At 67.1% G+C, this 17,598-nt stretch carries 15 protein-coding genes; 5 read left to right on the top strand and 10 right to left on the bottom strand.

Annotated elements, in window-relative coordinates; all coding sequences use genetic code 11:
- Nucleotides 1–55 precede the first annotated feature (55 nt).
- Together secA and AC1DOM_RS12025 are read left to right on the top strand one after the other, a co-directional pair.
- A complete protein-coding gene (secA, locus tag AC1DOM_RS12030; RefSeq protein ID WP_498963596.1) occupies nt 56–2,794 on the top strand; it encodes a preprotein translocase subunit SecA in 2,739 nt (912 codons plus the stop codon).
- A gap of 1 nt (nt 2,795) precedes the next feature.
- Nucleotides 2,796–3,740 carry a Nudix family hydrolase gene (locus AC1DOM_RS12025; RefSeq protein ID WP_498963594.1) on the top strand — a complete coding sequence of 315 codons (945 nt, stop codon included), beginning with the start codon at nt 2,796–2,798 and terminating at the stop codon, nt 3,738–3,740.
- Here AC1DOM_RS12025 and coaE read toward each other — a convergent pair.
- The 4 genes from coaE to pilB are packed head-to-tail and all read right to left on the bottom strand — an operon-like array spanning nt 3,730 to nt 8,249.
- Nucleotides 3,730–4,359: a dephospho-CoA kinase gene (gene coaE, locus AC1DOM_RS12020; RefSeq protein ID WP_498963592.1), complete on the bottom strand. Its 630-nt coding sequence runs from the start codon at nt 4,357–4,359 to the stop codon at nt 3,730–3,732. The genes AC1DOM_RS12025 and coaE overlap by 11 nt on opposite strands.
- 4 nt (nt 4,360–4,363) lie before the next feature.
- Nucleotides 4,364–5,227, bottom strand: coding sequence for a prepilin peptidase (locus AC1DOM_RS12015; protein WP_498963590.1), 864 nt, complete (start codon nt 5,225–5,227; stop codon nt 4,364–4,366).
- A 5-nt stretch (nt 5,228–5,232) separates the two neighbouring features.
- Nucleotides 5,233–6,498, bottom strand: coding sequence for a type II secretion system F family protein (locus AC1DOM_RS12010; protein WP_498963588.1), 1,266 nt, complete (start codon nt 6,496–6,498; stop codon nt 5,233–5,235).
- A gap of 26 nt (nt 6,499–6,524) precedes the next feature.
- Nucleotides 6,525–8,249 carry a type IV-A pilus assembly ATPase PilB gene (pilB, locus tag AC1DOM_RS12005; protein WP_498963586.1) on the bottom strand — a complete coding sequence of 575 codons (1,725 nt, stop codon included), beginning with the start codon at nt 8,247–8,249 and terminating at the stop codon, nt 6,525–6,527.
- 120 nt (nt 8,250–8,369) lie between these two features.
- Here pilB and AC1DOM_RS12000 point away from each other — a divergent pair, with 120 nt between their 5' ends.
- The 3 genes from AC1DOM_RS12000 to AC1DOM_RS11990 are packed head-to-tail and all read left to right on the top strand — an operon-like array spanning nt 8,370 to nt 11,156.
- On the top strand, nt 8,370–9,221 hold the full coding sequence (locus tag AC1DOM_RS12000) for a glycosyltransferase family 2 protein (RefSeq protein WP_498963584.1): 852 nt from the start codon (nt 8,370–8,372) through the stop codon (nt 9,219–9,221).
- A complete protein-coding gene (locus AC1DOM_RS11995) occupies nt 9,214–10,434 on the top strand; it encodes a glycosyltransferase (protein ID WP_498963582.1) in 1,221 nt (406 codons plus the stop codon). The genes AC1DOM_RS12000 and AC1DOM_RS11995 overlap by 8 nt, the downstream gene beginning before the upstream one ends.
- Nucleotides 10,431–11,156 carry a class I SAM-dependent methyltransferase gene (locus tag AC1DOM_RS11990; RefSeq protein WP_498963580.1) on the top strand — a complete coding sequence of 242 codons (726 nt, stop codon included), beginning with the start codon at nt 10,431–10,433 and terminating at the stop codon, nt 11,154–11,156. Before AC1DOM_RS11995 ends, AC1DOM_RS11990 begins: the two co-directional genes overlap by 4 nt.
- On the opposite strand, the gene AC1DOM_RS11985 is transcribed toward AC1DOM_RS11990, so the two are convergent.
- The 6 genes from AC1DOM_RS11985 to AC1DOM_RS11960 are packed head-to-tail and all read right to left on the bottom strand — an operon-like array spanning nt 11,146 to nt 17,568.
- Nucleotides 11,146–12,243, bottom strand: a complete 1,098-nt coding sequence (locus tag AC1DOM_RS11985; protein ID WP_498963578.1) for a glycosyltransferase family 4 protein — start codon at nt 12,241–12,243, stop codon at nt 11,146–11,148. The two genes, AC1DOM_RS11990 and AC1DOM_RS11985, sit on opposite strands and share 11 nt — an antisense overlap.
- A 7-nt stretch (nt 12,244–12,250) precedes the next feature.
- On the bottom strand, nt 12,251–13,348 hold the full coding sequence (gene glf, locus AC1DOM_RS11980) for a UDP-galactopyranose mutase (RefSeq protein WP_498963576.1): 1,098 nt from the start codon (nt 13,346–13,348) through the stop codon (nt 12,251–12,253).
- Complete coding sequence (locus AC1DOM_RS11975; RefSeq protein ID WP_498963574.1) at nt 13,348–14,283, bottom strand: glycosyltransferase; 936 nt, start codon at nt 14,281–14,283, stop codon at nt 13,348–13,350. Before AC1DOM_RS11975 ends, glf begins: the two co-directional genes overlap by 1 nt.
- Nucleotides 14,280–15,737 carry an MOP flippase family protein gene (locus tag AC1DOM_RS11970; RefSeq protein WP_498963572.1) on the bottom strand — a complete coding sequence of 486 codons (1,458 nt, stop codon included), beginning with the start codon at nt 15,735–15,737 and terminating at the stop codon, nt 14,280–14,282. The genes AC1DOM_RS11975 and AC1DOM_RS11970 overlap by 4 nt, the downstream gene beginning before the upstream one ends.
- Nucleotides 15,734–16,411, bottom strand: a complete 678-nt coding sequence (locus tag AC1DOM_RS11965) for a class I SAM-dependent methyltransferase (protein ID WP_498963570.1) — start codon at nt 16,409–16,411, stop codon at nt 15,734–15,736. Before AC1DOM_RS11965 ends, AC1DOM_RS11970 begins: the two co-directional genes overlap by 4 nt.
- Entirely contained in the window at nt 16,399–17,568 is a 1,170-nt protein-coding gene (locus AC1DOM_RS11960; RefSeq protein WP_498963568.1) for a TDP-N-acetylfucosamine:lipid II N-acetylfucosaminyltransferase family protein, read from the bottom strand. Before AC1DOM_RS11960 ends, AC1DOM_RS11965 begins: the two co-directional genes overlap by 13 nt.
- Nucleotides 17,569–17,598 lie beyond the last annotated feature (30 nt).

The following is a 17,598-nucleotide window of genomic DNA, read 5'->3' as shown; positions in this document are numbered from 1 at the left end:
TGCCGGACGCCTCCCCTGGCAGGCCCGGCCCACTTCCCGGAATTGGTGTCCCACGATGCTCAACAGCTTGCTTACCCGTGTTTTCGGCAGCCGTAACGAACGCCTGCTCGGCCAGCTCGGGGGCATCGTCAAGAAGATCAACGCGCTCGAACCGCAGATGCAGGCGCTGTCCGACGCCGACCTCCAGGCGAAGACGCCGGAGTTCAAGGAACGCATCGCGAAAGGCGAGTCGCTCGACAAGGTCCTGCCCGAAGCCTTCGCCGTCTGCCGCGAAGCCTCGCGCCGCGTCATGGGCATGCGCCATTACGACGTGCAGCTGATCGGCGGCATGGTGCTGCACCTGGGCAAGATCGCGGAAATGCGCACCGGCGAAGGCAAGACGCTCGTCGCCACGCTGCCGACCTACCTCAACGCGCTCGAAGGCAAGGGCGTGCACGTGGTGACGGTCAACGACTACCTCGCGCGCCGCGACTCGGCGTGGATGGGCAAGTTGTACAACTGGCTCGGCCTCACCGTCGGCGTGGTGTATCCGGGCATGCCGCACTCGGACAAGCACGGTGCCTACGGCGCCGACATCACCTACGGCACCAACAACGAATTCGGCTTCGACTACCTGCGCGACAACATGGCGCTGGCGAAGGAAGACCGCTACCAGCGCGGCCTGCATTACGCGATCGTCGACGAAGTCGACTCGATCCTCATCGACGAAGCGCGCACCCCGCTGATCATCTCCGGCCCCGCCGACGAATCGCAGGATCTGTACGCCGCCGTCGACGCCATCGTCCCCGCACTCTCGCGCCAGAAGGAAGAGGAAGGCGCAGGCGATTACTTCGTCGACGAGAAGGGCAAGCAGGTCCACCTGTCCGAAGCGGGCATGGAGCACGTCGAAGACCTGCTGCGCCAGGCCGGCGTGCTGAAGGGCGACGACGACGCGCTGTACGGCGCGCAGAACATCCACGTCGTGCACCACCTCAATGCCGCGCTGCGCGCGCATGCGATCTACCAGCGCGACGTCGACTACATCGTGCGCGACGGCGAAGTGGTCATCGTCGACGAATTCACCGGCCGCACGCTGCCGGGCCGCCGCTGGTCCGACGGCCTGCACCAGGCGGTGGAAGCGAAGGAACGCGTGCCGGTGCAGCGCGAGAACCAGACGCTCGCTTCGATCACCTTCCAGAACCTGTTCCGCATGTACGGCAAGCTCTCGGGCATGACCGGCACGGCGGACACCGAAGCCTACGAATTCCAGAACATCTACGGCCTGGAAGTCATCGTCATTCCCACGCACCGCCCGATGGTCCGCAAGGATCAATCCGACCTGGTGTTCCTCAATCGCCCCGGCAAGTACCGCGCGGTGGTCAAGGAGATCCAGGAATGCCACGCGAAGGGACAGCCGGTGCTGGTCGGCACGACCTCGATCGAAGTGTCCGAACTGTTGTCCGAGCAGCTGCAGGAAGCCGGCGTCGCGCACGAAGTGCTCAACGCCAAGCAGCATGAGCGCGAAGCGCACATCGTCGCCAACGCCGGTCGTCCGGGCGCGGTGACGATCGCGACCAACATGGCCGGCCGCGGTACCGACATCGTGCTCGGCGGTTCGCTGGAAGCCGAACTCACCGCGCTGGGCGAAGACGCATCCGACGCCGACAAGGCGCGCGTGCGCGAAGCCTGGCAGCAGCGCCACGAAGCGGTGAAGGCGGCCGGCGGCCTGCACATCGTCGGCACCGAACGCCACGAATCGCGCCGCATCGACAACCAGCTGCGCGGCCGTTCGGGCCGCCAGGGCGACCCGGGTTCCTCGCGCTTCTATCTGTCGCTCGAAGACAACCTGATGCGCATCTTCGCGGCCGACTGGGTGCAGCGCGTCATGGCGCGCATGGGCCTGAAGGAAGACGACATCATCGAAAGCCCGCTGGTGACCAAGCAGATCGCCAACGCGCAGCGCAAGGTCGAGGCCCACAACTTCGACATCCGCAAGAACCTGCTCGACTTCGACGACGTCAACAACGATCAGCGCAAGGTCATCTACCAACAGCGCGACGAATTGCTCGACGCCGAAAGCGTCGAGGAGAACGTGGCCGGCATCCGCGAGGACGTGGTCGCCGACCTGGTCGCGCGCTTCGTGCCGATCAACTCCATCGACGAGCAGTGGGACCTGCAGGGCCTGGACGCCGAACTGCAGAACGAGTTCAACGTCGAACCCGGCATCGCGACCTTCGTCTCCTCGCGCAAGGAAATCGACGCCGAGGGCATCGCCGCCGAAGTGCAGCGCCGCCTGGAGCAGATGTTCGCCGACAAGCAGTCGCAGATCGGCCCCGAGAACATGCGCATGCTGGAAAAGCACATCATGCTCAACGTGCTCGACCAGAACTGGAAGGAACACCTCGGTCGCATGGATTACCTGCGCCAGGGCATCCACCTGCGCGGCTACGCGCAGAAGCAGCCCAAGCAGGAATACAAGAAGGAAGCGTTCGAGCTGTTCGGCGAGATGCTCGAGAAGGTGAAGCGCGAAGTGGTTTCGCTGCTCGCCCGCGTGCGCATCCGCGACGAGGCGGAAATCGCGCAGGCCGAAGCCGCCGAACGCGCGCGCGCCGAAGCGATGGCCCGCCAGATGCAGTTCCAGCACCCCGACATGGGCGGGCTGGGCGCCGACGAGGAAGCCGCGCAGCTGGCCGCCGGCACGCAGACCACGCTCGAGATGCTGCCGCCCGGCCGCACCGACCGCGTCGGCCGCAACGATCCCTGCCCCTGCGGCAGCGGCAAGAAGTACAAGCACTGCCACGGCCAGCTGGCCTGACATGGGTGGGCCGGTCGAGGTGGTCGCGGGGGTCATCCGCGACAAGGCCGGCCGCATCCTGCTCGCCCGCCGCACCGAAGGCCGCGATCTCGCCGGCCTCTGGGAATTCCCCGGCGGGAAGCGCGAACCCGGCGAGTCGCCCGAAGTGGCGCTCGCCCGCGAACTCCACGAAGAACTCGGCATCGACATCACCTGCGGCGCGCCGGTGATCGCCGTGCCGCAGCGTTATCCGCACAAGCGCCTGCGCCTGGACGTGCGCCACGTCGCCAGTTGGCGCGGCACGGTGAAAGGGCACGAAGGGCAGGCGCTCGCCTGGGCGCCGCCGCACACACTCGGCGCGTATGCGATGCCGTCGGCGGACATCCCCGTCGTCGCCGCGCTGCTGCAACCGGATCGCTATCTCGTCACGCCGGCGCCCAATGGTTCGGATGCGGCGTGGCTCGAGGATCTCGAAGCCGCGCTCACCGCCGGCATCCGGCGCGTGCAATTGCGCGCGCCGCATTGCCCGCCGACGCGCTGGACCTCGCTGGTCGAAGCTGCCGTCGATGCGTGCCGCCGGCATGGCGCGGAGGTCCTGGTGAACGGCGATGTCGCGCTCGCACAGGCGCTGGACATCGGCGTGCACCTGCGTTCGGCGCAGTTGGCTGCACTGGATGCGCGGCCCTTGCCGAAAGAACAGCGCGTCGGCGCCTCATGCCACACCCTCGAAGACCTGCGGCGCGCCGAAGCGATCGGTTGCGACTTCGCGGTGCTGGGCCCGATCGCGGCGACGCCGACGCACCCGGAGGCGATGCCACTGGGATGGGATGGGTTCGCGGCGATGCGCGAAGAAGTCGCACTCCCGATCTACGCGATCGGCGGCATGCGCATCGAAGACATCGCCCTCGCGCGCGCACATGGCGCGCAGGGCATCGCGGCGATCCGCGGCTTGCGGGTCAGCGGTTGATCGCAGCGAGCGCCCGGTAGCGCGCATCCAATGCCGCGACGTGCGCATCGAGCGCGTCGATGGAACCATCGTTCACCACCACGTCGTCGGCGATCGCAAGGCGCGCCTGCCGGCTCGCCTGCGCCGCCAACATACGTTCGGCGAGCACCGCATCGATGCCATCGCGGCGCATGACGCGTTCGACCTGGAGGGCGCGCGGCACGTCGACCACCAGGATGCGCGCGAGCCACGGATACGCCACGCGCCCACCCCCTTCGGCGAGCAGCGGAATCGCGACGATGCAGTAGGGCCCCGACGCGCGTTGCGCATCGTCGTGCAGCATCACGCGGATGCGCGGATGCAGGATCGCTTCGAGGCGTCGACGCGCGGCGTCGTCGCCGAACACGTGGCGACGCAAGGCCGCACGATCCAGTTCTCCATCGGCCTGCAGGACATCCGCGCCGAAGGTTTCCGCGATTTCGGCCAGCGCCGGTTGCCCCGGCGCCACGACTTCGCGCGCGGCGATGTCCGCATCGACGATGGCCACGCCGCGTTCGGCAAACGCCGCGGCCACCGCGCTCTTGCCCGAAGCGACCCCGCCGGTCAGGCCGATCGCGAACACCGGGCCGGCCGCGGCCATCGCCTTATTTCAGGCCGAAGAGGGACAGGTAGGCATCGACCATGCGATCGCTCCAGAAGAACGCGATCCAGCCGGCGATGGCGAGATAGGGGCCGAAGGGAATCGGCGTCGCGCGATCGCGGCCCTTCATGGCCAACCACGCCGAGCCGATGATGGCCCCGACGATCGAGGACAGCAGGATCGTCGGCAGGATGCCCTTGAGCCCCACCCAGGCGCCGATGGCCGCCAGCAACTTGAAGTCGCCGTGGCCCATGCCTTCCTTGCCGGTGAGCTGCTTGAACACCCAGTACACCGACCACAGCGAGAAGTAGCCGGCCATCACGCCCAGCAGCGCGGCCTTCTGCCCGATGTAGAGGTTTTCCACGCTCGCGATCAGGCCCAGCCACAGCAGCGGCAGCGTGAGCTGGTCGGGCAACAGGCGGGTTCGCAGGTCGATGCCCGCCAGCGACACCAGGAAACAGGAGAACAGCACCGCGCCGAACCCGCGCCAGCCGAAGCCGAACTGCCACACGCACGTGAGCACGAGCAGCATCGTCAGCGCTTCGACGAAGGGGTATTGCACCGAGATCGGCGCGCGGCAATGGCGGCACTTGCCGCCCTGGATCAACCAGCTGACGAGCGGGATGTTCTCGTACCAACTCAGCCGGTGCTTGCAGTGCGGACAGTGCGAGGGCTCGACGACGATCCCCGGCGGCGGCGGATCGTATTCCTCCGGCTCGCCGAGCACTTCGCGGCTGTCGCGCCGCCACTGCCATTCCAGCCGGCGCGGCAGGCGCAGGATGACGACGTTGAGGAAGCTGCCGAGCGCAAGCCCGAAGGCGGCCGCGGCGGGGAAGCCGAGGCCGGGGTTCTGGTCAAGGAACGCCATTCAGGTCAGACGACCGAGGCGAGCTTGAAGATCGGCAGGTACATGGCGACCACCATGGAGCCCACGATCACGCCGAGCATGACGACGATGATCGGTTCGAGCAGCGAGGCCAGCGCGTCGACCGCGTTGTTGACCTCCATCTCGTAGAACTCGGCCACCTTGTACAGCATGGTGTCGAGCGCGCCGGCTTCTTCGCCGATCGCGGTCATCTGCACCACCATGTGCGGGAACAGGTTGGTCTGCTTCATCGCCAGGTTGACCTGGTAGCCCACGGCCACGTCGTCGCGCACGCGATTGACCGCATGCTCGTACACCGTGTTGCCGGTGGCGCCGGCGACGGTGTCGAGCGCTTCGACCAGCGGCACGCCGGCGGCGAAGGTCACCGCGAGGGTGCGTGCGAATCGCGCCAGCGCCGCCTCGTGCATGATCTTGCCGATGACCGGCAGCTTGAGGATCACCCGGTCGAGGAAGTGCGCGAAGGCCGTCGAGCGTTTCTTGATCATGACGAAGGCGACGATGGTGCCGGCGATCACGCCGAAGATCGCCCACCACCACTTCACCATGAACTCCGAGAGGTTGATCACCAGCATGGTGAAGGCCGGGAGCTCGGCGCCGAAGTTGGCGAAGACTTCCTTGAACTGCGGGACCACGAACACCAGCAGGATCGCGCTGACCAGCAAGGCCACCGCGACGACCATCGCCGGGTAGAACATCGCCTTCTTGATCTTGCCCTTCAGCGCTTCGATGTTTTCCTTGTACGTGGCGACCGTGTCGAGCACGGTGTCGAGCACGCCCGCCGATTCGCCGGCCTTGACCAGGTTGCGATAGAGCTCGTCGAACTGCACCGGGTGCTTGCTCAGCGACTCCGACAGCGACGAACCGCTTTCGATGTCGGTGCGGATGCTGTTGACCAGGTCGCGCATCTTCGGGTTCTTCTGGCCGCCCGAGATGATTTCCATCGAGGTCACGATCGGCACGCCCGACTTGAGCATGGTCGCGATCTGGCGCGAGAACACCGCGATGTCCTTCGGCGTGATGCGCTTGCCGCTGCCGCCGAAGAGCGGCTTGGTCTTCACCTTCACCACCGTCGGGGTGATGCCCTGCTTGCGCAACTCGGCGCGCACCAGGTTGGCGTTGCGCGCGGCCGACTCGCCCTTCATCTTCACGCCGCGCTTGTCGTTGCCTTCCCACACGAAGATGGGCATGGCCTCCTGGCGCCTGACGGCGGGTTGCTTGGCGGCGGTACGTGCTGCGTTCTTGGTCACGGCCATGCGGCGTTCCCCCAATCCCTGTCTCGTTAGTCTTTCGTCACGCGGTTGATTTCCGCGAGGCTGGTCACGCCGTTGCGCACTTTCATCAGGGCGGATTGACGCAGGTCCCGCACGTTGGAACGTTGCGCGGCTTCACCGATCTGCATGACGTTGCCGCCCGAGAGGATGATTTCCTGGATCTCTTCGGTCATGGGCATGACCTGGTAGATGCCCGTCCGGCCCTTGTAGCCCTCGGTGCAATCCTGGCAGCCCACCGCCTCGTACATCTTGAAGCCGGCGTGGATCTCGTCGGCGGTGAAGCCTTCGGCCAGCAGCGCGTGGTCGGGCAGGTGCACTTCGCGCTTGCACTCGTGCAGCCGGCGCGCCAGGCGCTGGGCGATGACGAGCGTCACCGACGAGGTGATGTTGTAGGGCGCAACGCCCATGTTCATCAGGCGCGCGATGGTCTGCGGCGCATCGTTGGTGTGCAGCGTGGAGAGCACCATGTGGCCGGTCTGCGCGGCCTTGATGCCGATCTCGGCGGTCTCCAGGTCGCGGATTTCGCCGACCATGATCACGTCCGGGTCCTGGCGCAGGAAGGAGCGCAGCGCCGCGGCGAAGGTCATGCCGCGCTTGACGTTCATCTGCACCTGGTTGATGCCGGGCACGCGGATTTCGACCGGGTCCTCGACGGTGGAGATGTTGCGCGTTTCGTCGTTGAGGATGTTGAGCGCGGTGTACAGCGAGACCGTCTTGCCCGAACCGGTCGGCCCGGTGACCAGCACCATGCCGTAGGGCTTGAGCACCGCGTTGACGAACAATTCCTTCTGGTCTTCCTCGTAGCCCAGCTTGTCGATGCCGAGCTTGGCGGCGCCGCCGTCGAGGATACGCAGCACGACCTTCTCGCCGAACAGCGAGGGCAGGGTGCTGACGCGGAAGTCGATCTGCTTGGACTTGGACAGGTTGAGCTTGATGCGGCCGTCCTGCGGCACGCGCTTCTCGGCGATGTCCAGCTGCGACATGACCTTCAGGCGCGCGGCGATGCGCGAGTGCAGCTTCACCGGCACGCGGGCGACCTGCTTGAGCAGGCCGTCGATGCGCAGGCGCACGCGGTATTCGGTTTCGTAGGGCTCGAAGTGGATGTCCGACGCGCCGCGGCGGATCGCATCCACCAGCACCTTGTTGATGAACTTCACGACCGGCGTGTCGTCGCCCTTGGCGTCGACGCCCGAATCGTTGGAGAGGTCTTCGTCCCCGCCGGTGGTCTCGAGGGTGTCGAGGCCTTCGCCGTCGCCCATCTCGTTGGCCAGGGCGTCGGCGTTCTCGAGCCACTGGTCGATCGTGCGACGGATCTTGTCGTCGTCGACGAGGATGGGCTCCACCGCCAGGTTGGTGTGGAACTTGATCTCGTCCAGCGCATGGCTGTTGGTGGGATCGGACAGGCCCACGAAGAGGCGGCCGCCGCGCTTGAACAGCGGCAACACGCCGTGCTTGCGGACCAGTTCCTCGCTCACCAGCTTGATGGCGGACTGGTTGGGGTCCAGCGCGCTCACGTCGAAGATGGGCATGCCGAATTCGGCCGAGTTGGCCGCGGCCAGCTGGCCGGAGGTGACCAGCTTCTTTTCGGCCATGAACAAGGCGAGCGGCTTGCGCTCGCGGGTGGCCTGGTCCATCGCCTCGCGGGCGCGGGCCTCGTCCAGCACGCCGTCCATGACCAGTCGCCGGGCAATGCCCGTGATGCCCACCAGATTGGCGGTCGCAACGGTCGCCATTTGATCTATCCCCCAATACTTGTGCCGAAGATACCGCAAACCCCACGTCACACAACGGATGCCCGTCGCTATTCCGGTCGTTCGCGGACTTGTTAACCTGTACAGGTCAGTGGAGTGGCCATGCGCATCTCGATCATCCTTCCGGCCAAGAACGAAGCCAACGGGCTGCGGCAGACCCTGCCCGGCCTCAAGGCGGCCTATCCGGAAGCCGAAGTCATCGTCGTGGACGACGGTTCGACCGACGAAACGGCGGCCGTGGCCGTCGAAAACGGCGTGCGGGTGCTGTCCTCGCCCTATTCGATGGGCAACGGCGCGGCGATCAAGCGCGGGGCCAGGGCGGCCTCGGGCGAGATCCTCGTGTTCATGGATGCCGACGGCCAGCACAACGCCGGGGACATCGCCAAGCTGCTGGAGTGCCTGGATGCCGGCTACGACATGGCCGTGGGCGCACGCAACGCCGGTGGGCAGGCCAACGTGGGGCGGGGGGCGGCCAACGCCCTGTACAACCGGCTGGCGAGCTGGATGACCGGCCACCGCATCGCCGACCTCACCTCGGGGTTCCGCGCGGTGCGCGCCGAGCGCTTCCGCGAATTCCTGCACCTGCTGCCCAACGGGTTCAGCTACCCGACCACCAGCACGATGGCCTTCTTCCGCAGCGCCTATCCGGTGGCCTACGTCCCGATCGACGTCGCCCGCCGGATCGGCCGCTCGCACATCCGGCCGCTGCGCGATGGCGCGCGCTTTTTGATCATCATCTTCCGCATCGCCACGCTGTATTCGCCGCTCAAGCTCTTCGCGCCCACGGCGCTGGGCTTCGGCGTGCTCGGGGTGCTGTATTACGCCTGGAGCTTCGCGAAGTACGGCCGTTTCACCAACATGAGCGCGCTGCTGATCAGCGCGGCGGTGGTGGTGTTCCTGATCGGCCTGGTGTCGGAGCAGATCACGGCGCTGACCTATCGCCGCGATGACTGATCCGCGCCGCACCTCCTCGAAGCCGACCGTCCTCGTCCTGGCGTCCACCTATCCGCGGTGGGCGGGCGACGTCGAACCAGGTTTCGTGCACGAACTCTGCAAGCGCCTGACGACGCGCTTCAACGTGATCGCGCTGGTGCCGCATGCCGATGGCGCGCAGTCGGGCGACATCGAAGGCGTCGAGGTCGTCCGCTATCGCTACGCGCCCGCGCGATTGGAAACGCTGGTCTACGGCGGCGGCATCGCGGCCAACCTGCGGCGTTCGAAGTGGAAGCACCTGCTGCTGCCGTCCTTCGTCGGCATGCAGTGGCTCGCGGTGAAGCGCCTGTTGCGCACGCGGCGCATCGATGCGATCCACGCGCACTGGCTGATCCCGCAAGGCTGGGTCGCCCGCAAGGCCACGCGCGACGTGCCCTACCTGGTGACTTCGCACGGCGGCGATCTGTTCGGCCTGCGCGGCAAGTTCCTGGAATCGATGAAGCGGGACGTCGCCAACGGCAGCGCCGCGATGACGGTCGTGAGTTCGGCGATGGCGAACGAAGCGCGCCGCATCGGCCTGACGCCGCCGCGCCTGGACATCCTGCCGATGGGCGTGGACCTGCGCGAGCGTTTCGTGCCCGACGCCCGCGTGCCGCGCGAAGCCGACGTGCTGCTCGCCGTCGGGCGCCTCGTGCCGAAGAAAGGTTTCAATTTCCTCCTCGACGCGATGCCCGCGATCGTGCGCGCGCGCCCGAACGTGCGCCTGGACATCGCCGGCTTCGGCCCCGAAGAAGCCGCGTTGCGCGCGCAGGCCGAACGCCTGGGCGTGAAGCACCACGTGCGTTTCCTCGGCGCGATGCCGCAGGGCAAGTTGCCGGCGCTCTACCGCGCTTCCACGCTCCTCGTCGCGCCGTTCGTGCGCGACGACGCGGGCGACCAGGAAGGCTTGCCCGTCGTGTTGATGGAAGCGATCGGCTGCGGCTGCCCCGTCGTCGTCGGCGATGTGGCGGGCGTCGACGATCTGCTCGGGGAGATGAAGTCCGAAGTCTGCGTCGACCCGCGCAATACCCAACAACTCGCGAACGCCATCATCGCCGCACTCGGCGACCCGGACGCGCTCGCGCGCCGTGCCGAAGCGATCCGCGCGATCGCCGCTTCGCGCGTGGACTGGGAACACATCGCGACCGCCTACGGCCACCTCATCGCGCATTGCATCGAACACCCCCGCGCGTGAACTCCGCCGTTCGCCAACCGCACATCGCGCCCGACCTCGCTTCGCGCAGGCCGAAGGCGGAGAAGATCCTGCGCCTGCTCGACCTGCAGCCGCGCACCACGCCCTGGCGCGTCCTGGAAGTCGGCACCGGCAGCGGCGGCATCGCGCATTTCCTCGGCACGCATCCGACCATCGCCTGCGATGTCACGTCGGTCGATGTCGTCGACCTGCGCATGGTGCGCGGGGGTTACACATGGCAACGCGTCGAAGGCACCACTCTGCCGTTCGCCGACGACGCATTCGATGTCGTCATCACCAACCACGTGATCGAACACGTCGGCGAACACGCCGAACAATTGCACCACCTGCGCGAATGCCGTCGCGTGCTCGCACCGCAGGGGCGCGGCTATCTCGCGGTGCCCAATCGCTGGGGCGTGGTCGAGCCGCACTTCCACTTGCCCTTCCTGAGCTGGCTTCCGCGTGCGTGGCGCAGTCCTTACGTCCGCGCGATGGGGAAGGGTGCGGGCTACGACTGCGAGTTGCTCACGCTGCCGGGCATCGAAGCGCTGTTCGCGCAAGCGGACCTGCACGCGCGCAACGTCGGCGTCGAAGCCTTGCGCGCGATGCTGGCGATCGAAGGCACGCGCGGTGTGTTGCGCAAGTGCGTCGCCGTGGTGCCCGATGGGGTGTGGCGCGCGCTGTCGCCGTGGATCCCGACGCTGATCTATCGTTTCAACCGCTGACCAGGCGCCGCATCGTCGGTTCGATTGCGCCGATCACTTCGCTCCAGTCGCGGATCGGCACGTCGGCCTTGCGCGGATTGCACAGCTGCATTTCGAGCTTGTCGGCGAGGTCTTCGGCGTTGCCCGCCTGGTAGAGGAATTGCGGCATGTCGGCGAACAGGTGGTGCATCGCACCGACATCGCCCACGACGACGGGCAAATCGCACGCCAGCATCTCGTAGGCCTTCTGCGGGAAGCAGTAACGCCCGAACTCGGTGTCGAGGATGCAGATCGCGCCGACGTCCAATGCGCCGAACACCTGCGCGACGCGCTCATGCGGCAAGGCACCGAGCGAATGCACGCGATCCCCCGTCGGCGGCGGAAAGCCGTGCGGCCCGGCGAGCACCAGATGCAGGTTCGGCATGCGACGCTCGAGGATCGCCCACGCCGCATACAAGGCTTCGATGCCTTTCTCGCGATTGAGCCCGCCCGCCGTTCCGACCAGCAACGCATCCTGCGGCAGGCCCAGTGCCGAGCGGCACGCGGCGCGATCGCGCGGATGGAACACGGCGCGGTCGATGGTGCTCGGCATCGCGACTACCTCGCCCTTCGCGCGATAGTTGTCGACGACCAGTTCGCGCAAGGGCTCGCTCGTCGTCAGTACGAGATCGGCCTTACGCGTCGCCCAGCGCAGCAGCGATACGAAGCCCGGGATCTTCGCCTGGCCGAAGCCTTCGAAGTTGTCGTACAGATCGACGACCAGCGGTACGCGCAACTTGCCCTTCAACCATGCGCCGAGCGCGACGTGCGGAATGTCGGTGCCCGCGATGATCAGATCGGGTTTGAACTTGCGCAGCGCGCGCAGCAGGCGCCACGGATACGTCGGCAGGCCCGGCATCGCCGGCTCCGAATGCCACGTCAGCGTGCCCGGCGCAGCGTCATGCGTCCACGTGCCTTCCTCGCGTTCCTTGCGATAGCTCAGGCACCACGCTTCCACTTCGTGCCCGTGCGCGGCGAGTTTCGCGGGAATCTCGTACACGCGCGCATAGCGGTCCAGGACCACGTCCTTGCTCATGTAGCGGCGCTTGCACAGGTACGCGATGCGCATCGTCGTCTCAGTCCAGCAGGCGGCGGACCGCGGCGAGCGCCGCGCCGACCACCTGGTCCATGTTGTAGTAGCGATACTGCGCGAGGCGACCGACGAAGGTGACGTCGCGTTCTTCCGCGCCCATCGCCTCGTAGCGCTTGAACAGCAGTTCGTTCTCGGTCCGCGGAATCGGGTAGTACGGGTCGCCCTCGGCCTGCGGATACTCGCGCACGATCGACGTACCCGCATGCTGCTGGCCCGTCAGGTGCTTGAACTCGGTGATGCGCGTGTAGGCGTGGTCGTTCGGATAATTGACCGTGCCGACCGTTTGATACTGCGCGACGTCCGGCAGGTGTTCGTGCGCGAAACGCAGCGAACGGTACGGCAGGCGCCCGTGGCAATGGTGGAAATACGCGTCGATCGGCCCGGTGTACACGGTGTGCGCGAACCCGCCACGCCGGCGCACGTCCTCGAAGTCGACATCCAGTTCGACGCGGATGTTGGGATGGTCGAGGATCGCCTCGAACATCTTCGCGTACCCGAACTTCGGCATCGCCTGGAAGGTATCGGTGAAATAACGATCGTCGGTGTTGGTGCGCACCGGGATGCGCGCGGCGACGCCGGCCTTCAACTCCGATGGATCCAGGCCCCACTGCTTGCGCGTGTAGTGCAGGAAGAACTTCTCGTACAGATCGCGGCCGACGCTGTTGAGGACGACGTCCTCGCTCGTGCGCACCGGATCGCGCGGCTCGCGCGCGCGTTCGAAGAAGGCCTCGGCGCCCGCTTCGTCGAGGTCCAGCCCATACAGCGCGTTGAGCGTGTCGCGATTGATCGGGAAGGGATACTCGCGCCCGTCGACGACGCCGCGCACGCGATGCTCGTACTCGCGCCATTGCGTGAAGCGCGACAACCACTCCCAGATGCGCTCGGCATTGGTGTGGAAGATGTGCGGCCCGTAGCGATGCACCAGCACGCCGTGCGCGTCGAGCTCGTCGAAGGCATTGCCCGCGATGTGCGGCCGCTTGTCGATGACCCGCACGCGCTTGCCGGCATCGGCGAGTTCGCGGGCGACGACGCTGCCGGCGTAGCCGGCGCCGACGATGAGGGTTTCAGGAGCGCTGGACATCAGGGGGTGGTGCCTTCCGGAATGCGATGGGGACTGGCGGCGAGCGACCGGTCGATTTCCGCGCGATCGCGCAGGTGCGCCAGGCGTTCGAGCCAGGCATCCGACAGCAGGCCATGCCCGCGCAGCCAGTGCGCGAGGATCCGCGGACCATCCTCCCGGCTCCACAGCGCGCGCGCGGTGCGCAGCGTGATGCGCCGATCCGTCGTGCGCAAGAGGTTGAACAGGTGGGATTTGCGTTGGGCCGGGGTCATCTGCCCGCGGTACTTGCGCCAGACCCGCCAGACGCCCTGTCGGCGGCGGCGCGAGGTGCTCACGCGCGCGCGGCTGGCCTGCGCGTGGACCACCTGCAGGGGCGTGGCCAGCCCGATGCCGTCGCCGGCCCGCGCCGAGAGGCGGATCCAGAGATCGTAATCCTGCGAGGCGGTCAGGGCTTCGTCGAAGGCGCCGCAGGCCAGCACGTCGGCCTTGCGGGCCAGCACCTGGTTGCCGACGACATTGCGCCGCAGGAGCGCGTCGTGCGTGATGCGGGCCGGCCGGCGCGCGAGGTGGCGCGTGCCGTCGTCGCGTTCGACGATGTCCGACGCGGCCACGAACCCGACGCCCGGCCGCAATGCCTCGACGAGCTGTCGCAGGCGATCGGGCAACCATGTGTCGTCGTCGTCCAGGCCGGTGACCAGGTCGTAACGTGCCTGCGCGAGCGCGAAGTTGCGCGCGGCCTGCGCACCCCGCGGCGCATCGAAATGGAAGGCACGGACGCGCGGATCGGCTGCGAAGGCCTGCAACCATTCGCGCGTGCCATCACGCGAGCCATCGTCGACGACGATCACTTCGAAATGCGGCCAGGTCTGCGCGAGGACCGATCCCAGCGCGCGTTCGAGCAGCGCGCGCCGCTCGTGCGTCGGAACATAGATGCTGACGAAGCCCGGCACGTTCATCGGCGCGCACCCATGGGCATCCGTGCCATTTCGCGCACGGCAAGGAGCCAGGGACGATTGATCAGCGCGCTGATTCCGAGATAAATCACGCCGCCGACGAGGCCGCCGACCGCCATGCGCAACGTGCCGTGCGGCAGTCCATGCGCCGCCGTCCAGGCCCCCGCGCCGGCGAGGAGGGCCGCCACGAGCGGGATGGTGATTTCCCGCAGGTACGCACCGAACCCGAGTGCGCAGGCGGGGTGCACGAGCCAGCGCCAGGTCGGCCACACCAGCAGYGCCTGCATGCCGACGACGGTCGCGACCAGACCGTCGAGCCCGGCGACGCGCAAGCCGATCCAGTACGCCAGCGGCATCAGCGCCAGTTGCACCAGGTTCCATGCGAATGCGCGACGCGCCTTGCCCACTGCGTACAACACGCTGCCGGCCGGATTGCCGATCGATCGCACCAGGCCCCAGACCGCGAACACGCGCATCAGGTCCGCCGCGTCGCGGAAGCGGGGGCCGTACAGCAGCATCACGACTTCGTCGGCGAACACCGCCAGGAACACGAACACCGGGAAATTCACCGACGCGGTCATCCGCAGGGTCTTCGCGTAGATGTCCGCGAGCGCGACTGCGTCGTGCTTGACGCGCGACATCACGGGGAATGTCACCCGCGTCACGACCTGGTTGATCATCATCGAAATGCGCAGGTTGAGATCGCGCGCAAGCGAATACAGGCCGAGCGTCGCGCTGCCGAGGAACCAGCCGCCCAGGAAGATGTCGGATTGCCGCGTGAGCGTGGACGCGGCGTTCTCTCCCACCATGTAGCCACCGAAGCGCAGGAAGGGCATGGCCTCGTGCAGGTCCATGTGCCACGCGGGGCGATGACCGGCGGACAGGCGGATCCACGCGAGCGATGCGCCGACGATCGCAGTCGTCAGCGCTGCGGCGACCAACGCGAATACGCCGGCATCCAGCCATGCCGCGGACACCACGCATGCGATGAAGCCGGCCAGCGCCGCGGCGAGTTCGTTCTGCGCCGGCTTGGCGAACTCCAGTTCCTTTTCCGCAAGGGTGTTGAACTGTTGCCCCAGACTGGTGACGAACAGGATCGGCGCGGTCCACGTCAGCACCCACGTCAGCGGGGGATTGACGTAGAAGCGCGCGATGAACGGTGCGCAAGCCACGACGATGGCGGACAGCCCCGCCGCCAGCAGCACGTTCAACCAATACAGGGAAGAGCGCGTGCGGTGGTCGACGTGATCGAAGTGAATGATGCCGCGGCTGATGCCGAAGTCCGCGATCACGCTCAGCACGCCGAGCAGCGCCATCGTGATCGCCATCAGGCCGAAGTCGGCCGGCGCCAGGAAACGCGCGACGACGACCACCTGCAGCATCTGCAGGCCGCTGCGGCCGATCGCGGACACCGTGGTCCAACGGCCCGCGGAAATGGCGCGCGTCCGCAGCTTCATGGCTTTCGCGCCGTGACGAAATAGCCGGCCGCCTCGCGATCCTCGTGCCACACGCGGTCCAGCTGCGCGGCGATGGGCTGCGCCATCCACCAGAACGCGATCAGCGGTGCGCGCATTGCGGCCCGCAGCCAACGGGGACCGCGTGGCAAGCGCGCAAGCTGGTAGTTGAGCTTCAAGGTCCACATCAACCAGAAGCCGGTCGTGTTACGCACGACGATGTCGACGAAGCCGGCCTTCTCCAGCTGGTAACGCAAGCCGTGACGCGTGAAGCGCTGGTAGTCCCAGGGCGCTTCGTGCTCCCACCACTGGAACGGCGCGGACAACGTGAGTTGTCCGCCGCCGCGCAGGATGCGCGCGGCCTCGCGCAGCATCGTCGCCGGTTCGGCCAGGTGCTCGATCACCTCGAAGGACACGACGTGGTCGGCCATCGCATCGGGCAGGGGCAGGGCCTGGTTGAGATCGGCCACGATGTCCGCACGCGAGTCGTGCAGGGTGTTGGTCCAGTCGATGCCGATGTACTCGCGCGCATGCGCGAGGATGTCGTCGCGGAAGGGTGCCGTTCCACAGCCGAGGTCGACGACCGTGCCCGTGATCGCCGGCAGGCGTTCGCGGACGAGCGCGTTCATGCGCGTCTTGGCGAGGCGATTGTGGGCCCACCACTTCACGGGATACATGCGGGCTCCCGGCTGCGATCGACCTGCTCCAGCAAGGCGCTGGTCCGCCGATGGTGGTTCTGCGCCCCGAAGACAGCGGAAACCGCTTTCCGCTGGCGTGCGATGTCGCCGTCGGACAAGGTCGCGGACGCCAGCGGATCCGCGATGTCGTCGACCGGGAGGCCGATCCCGGCCAGATACGGAAACAAGGGATTCGCACGTTGCATGGCCACGCGCGTGCCGGCCTGCAGCGCGATCAACACATTGGTGAAGCCTTGCTGCCGAAGATGATTCATCACCACGTGGCTGGAACCCGCGATCAATCGCGCGTAGGCCTCCGCCGCCATGTACTCGGTGAGCGGGCGGAAGCGTTCCCCGAGCCGTGTACGACCGGCGTGCAGGATCGCGTCGCGATACGCGGGATTGCCGTAGCTGAGGGGCACGACGATCTCCCCATCGAAATCCGCAAGCGCGTCGAAGGCTTCCAGGTGGTTGCACTCCGGCGTGGCACTGTTGCCGACGATCACGCGATGCGCGCGACGGCTCGCCGGCGCGGCGACCGGATCGACGATATCGTGTGCGCCGTAGTTCCACGATGCGAACCGCGGCTTGAAGTCCGGGTGCCGCTCGCGGATCAGCGCGTCTTCGGTCGACAACACGGGCGCAAAGAACTGGATCTTCTGCAGGAGCGCATATTCCTCGCTCCCGCCCGGGCCCAGGCGCCTGGACCGCAATGCCGTCCGGATTCGCCGCGGCGAGGCGACCGCCGCCTTCGCGAGGGCGGCGATCGAGCGTGCCTTCTTCCCGTCGTGCATGGACTGCATCAGGGCGCGCGTCTTCGGCAGCCAGAGCTCGCCCGCCGCGCGGATCAGTCCGTAGTAGTCGAACCCCCAGCCCAGCCACACGAAGCGCGTATCGGCGGGAGCTGCGTCGACGATCAACCGGTTCGGCTTGTTGAGCGAATGCAGGAAGACCGCATCGTAGGCCGGCAAGCGCGTCGTGAAGTCGCGATGGAGGAGCGTTTCCAGCGGCATGCGCCGCGGTTCGAAAGTCTTGATGTACTGCAACGCCGCAGGCGCGTCGACCACGACGAATTCGTGCCGGCCCGGTGCGGCGCGCTCGAACGCGTCGTGCGCGGCGTCGATGAACTTCTCGTCGTGCGACAGGTGCAGGAACATACGCGGCGCTGCGATCCCTATCGCTTGCGC

The organism is Lysobacter sp. P5_B12, from assembly GCF_056400425.1.
This window is presented reverse-complemented; position numbering and strand designations above follow the sequence as displayed.

What these genes read in the sequence shown, in the direction of transcription:
- AC1DOM_RS11985 (WP_498963578.1), bottom strand. Translation starts at nt 12,243, where the DNA reads ATGCGCATCGCGTACCTGTGCAAGCGCCGCTACATGAGCAAGGACGTG.
- AC1DOM_RS12015 (WP_498963590.1), bottom strand. Translation starts at nt 5,227, where the DNA reads ATGGCGTTCCTTGACCAGAACCCCGGCCTCGGCTTCCCCGCCGCGGCC.
- AC1DOM_RS11960 (WP_498963568.1), bottom strand. Translation starts at nt 17,568, where the DNA reads ATGTTCCTGCACCTGTCGCACGACGAGAAGTTCATCGACGCCGCGCAC.
- AC1DOM_RS11995 (WP_498963582.1), top strand. Translation starts at nt 9,214, where the DNA reads ATGACTGATCCGCGCCGCACCTCCTCGAAGCCGACCGTCCTCGTCCTG.
- glf (WP_498963576.1), bottom strand. Translation starts at nt 13,348, where the DNA reads ATGTCCAGCGCTCCTGAAACCCTCATCGTCGGCGCCGGCTACGCCGGC.
- pilB (WP_498963586.1), bottom strand. Translation starts at nt 8,249, where the DNA reads ATGGCGACCGTTGCGACCGCCAATCTGGTGGGCATCACGGGCATTGCC.
- AC1DOM_RS12000 (WP_498963584.1), top strand. Translation starts at nt 8,370, where the DNA reads ATGCGCATCTCGATCATCCTTCCGGCCAAGAACGAAGCCAACGGGCTG.
- AC1DOM_RS11965 (WP_498963570.1), bottom strand. Translation starts at nt 16,411, where the DNA reads ATGTATCCCGTGAAGTGGTGGGCCCACAATCGCCTCGCCAAGACGCGC.
- AC1DOM_RS11975 (WP_498963574.1), bottom strand. Translation starts at nt 14,283, where the DNA reads ATGAACGTGCCGGGCTTCGTCAGCATCTATGTTCCGACGCACGAGCGG.
- secA (WP_498963596.1), top strand. Translation starts at nt 56, where the DNA reads ATGCTCAACAGCTTGCTTACCCGTGTTTTCGGCAGCCGTAACGAACGC.
- coaE (WP_498963592.1), bottom strand. Translation starts at nt 4,359, where the DNA reads ATGGCCGCGGCCGGCCCGGTGTTCGCGATCGGCCTGACCGGCGGGGTC.
- AC1DOM_RS12010 (WP_498963588.1), bottom strand. Translation starts at nt 6,498, where the DNA reads ATGGCCGTGACCAAGAACGCAGCACGTACCGCCGCCAAGCAACCCGCC.
- AC1DOM_RS12025 (WP_498963594.1), top strand. Translation starts at nt 2,796, where the DNA reads ATGGGTGGGCCGGTCGAGGTGGTCGCGGGGGTCATCCGCGACAAGGCC.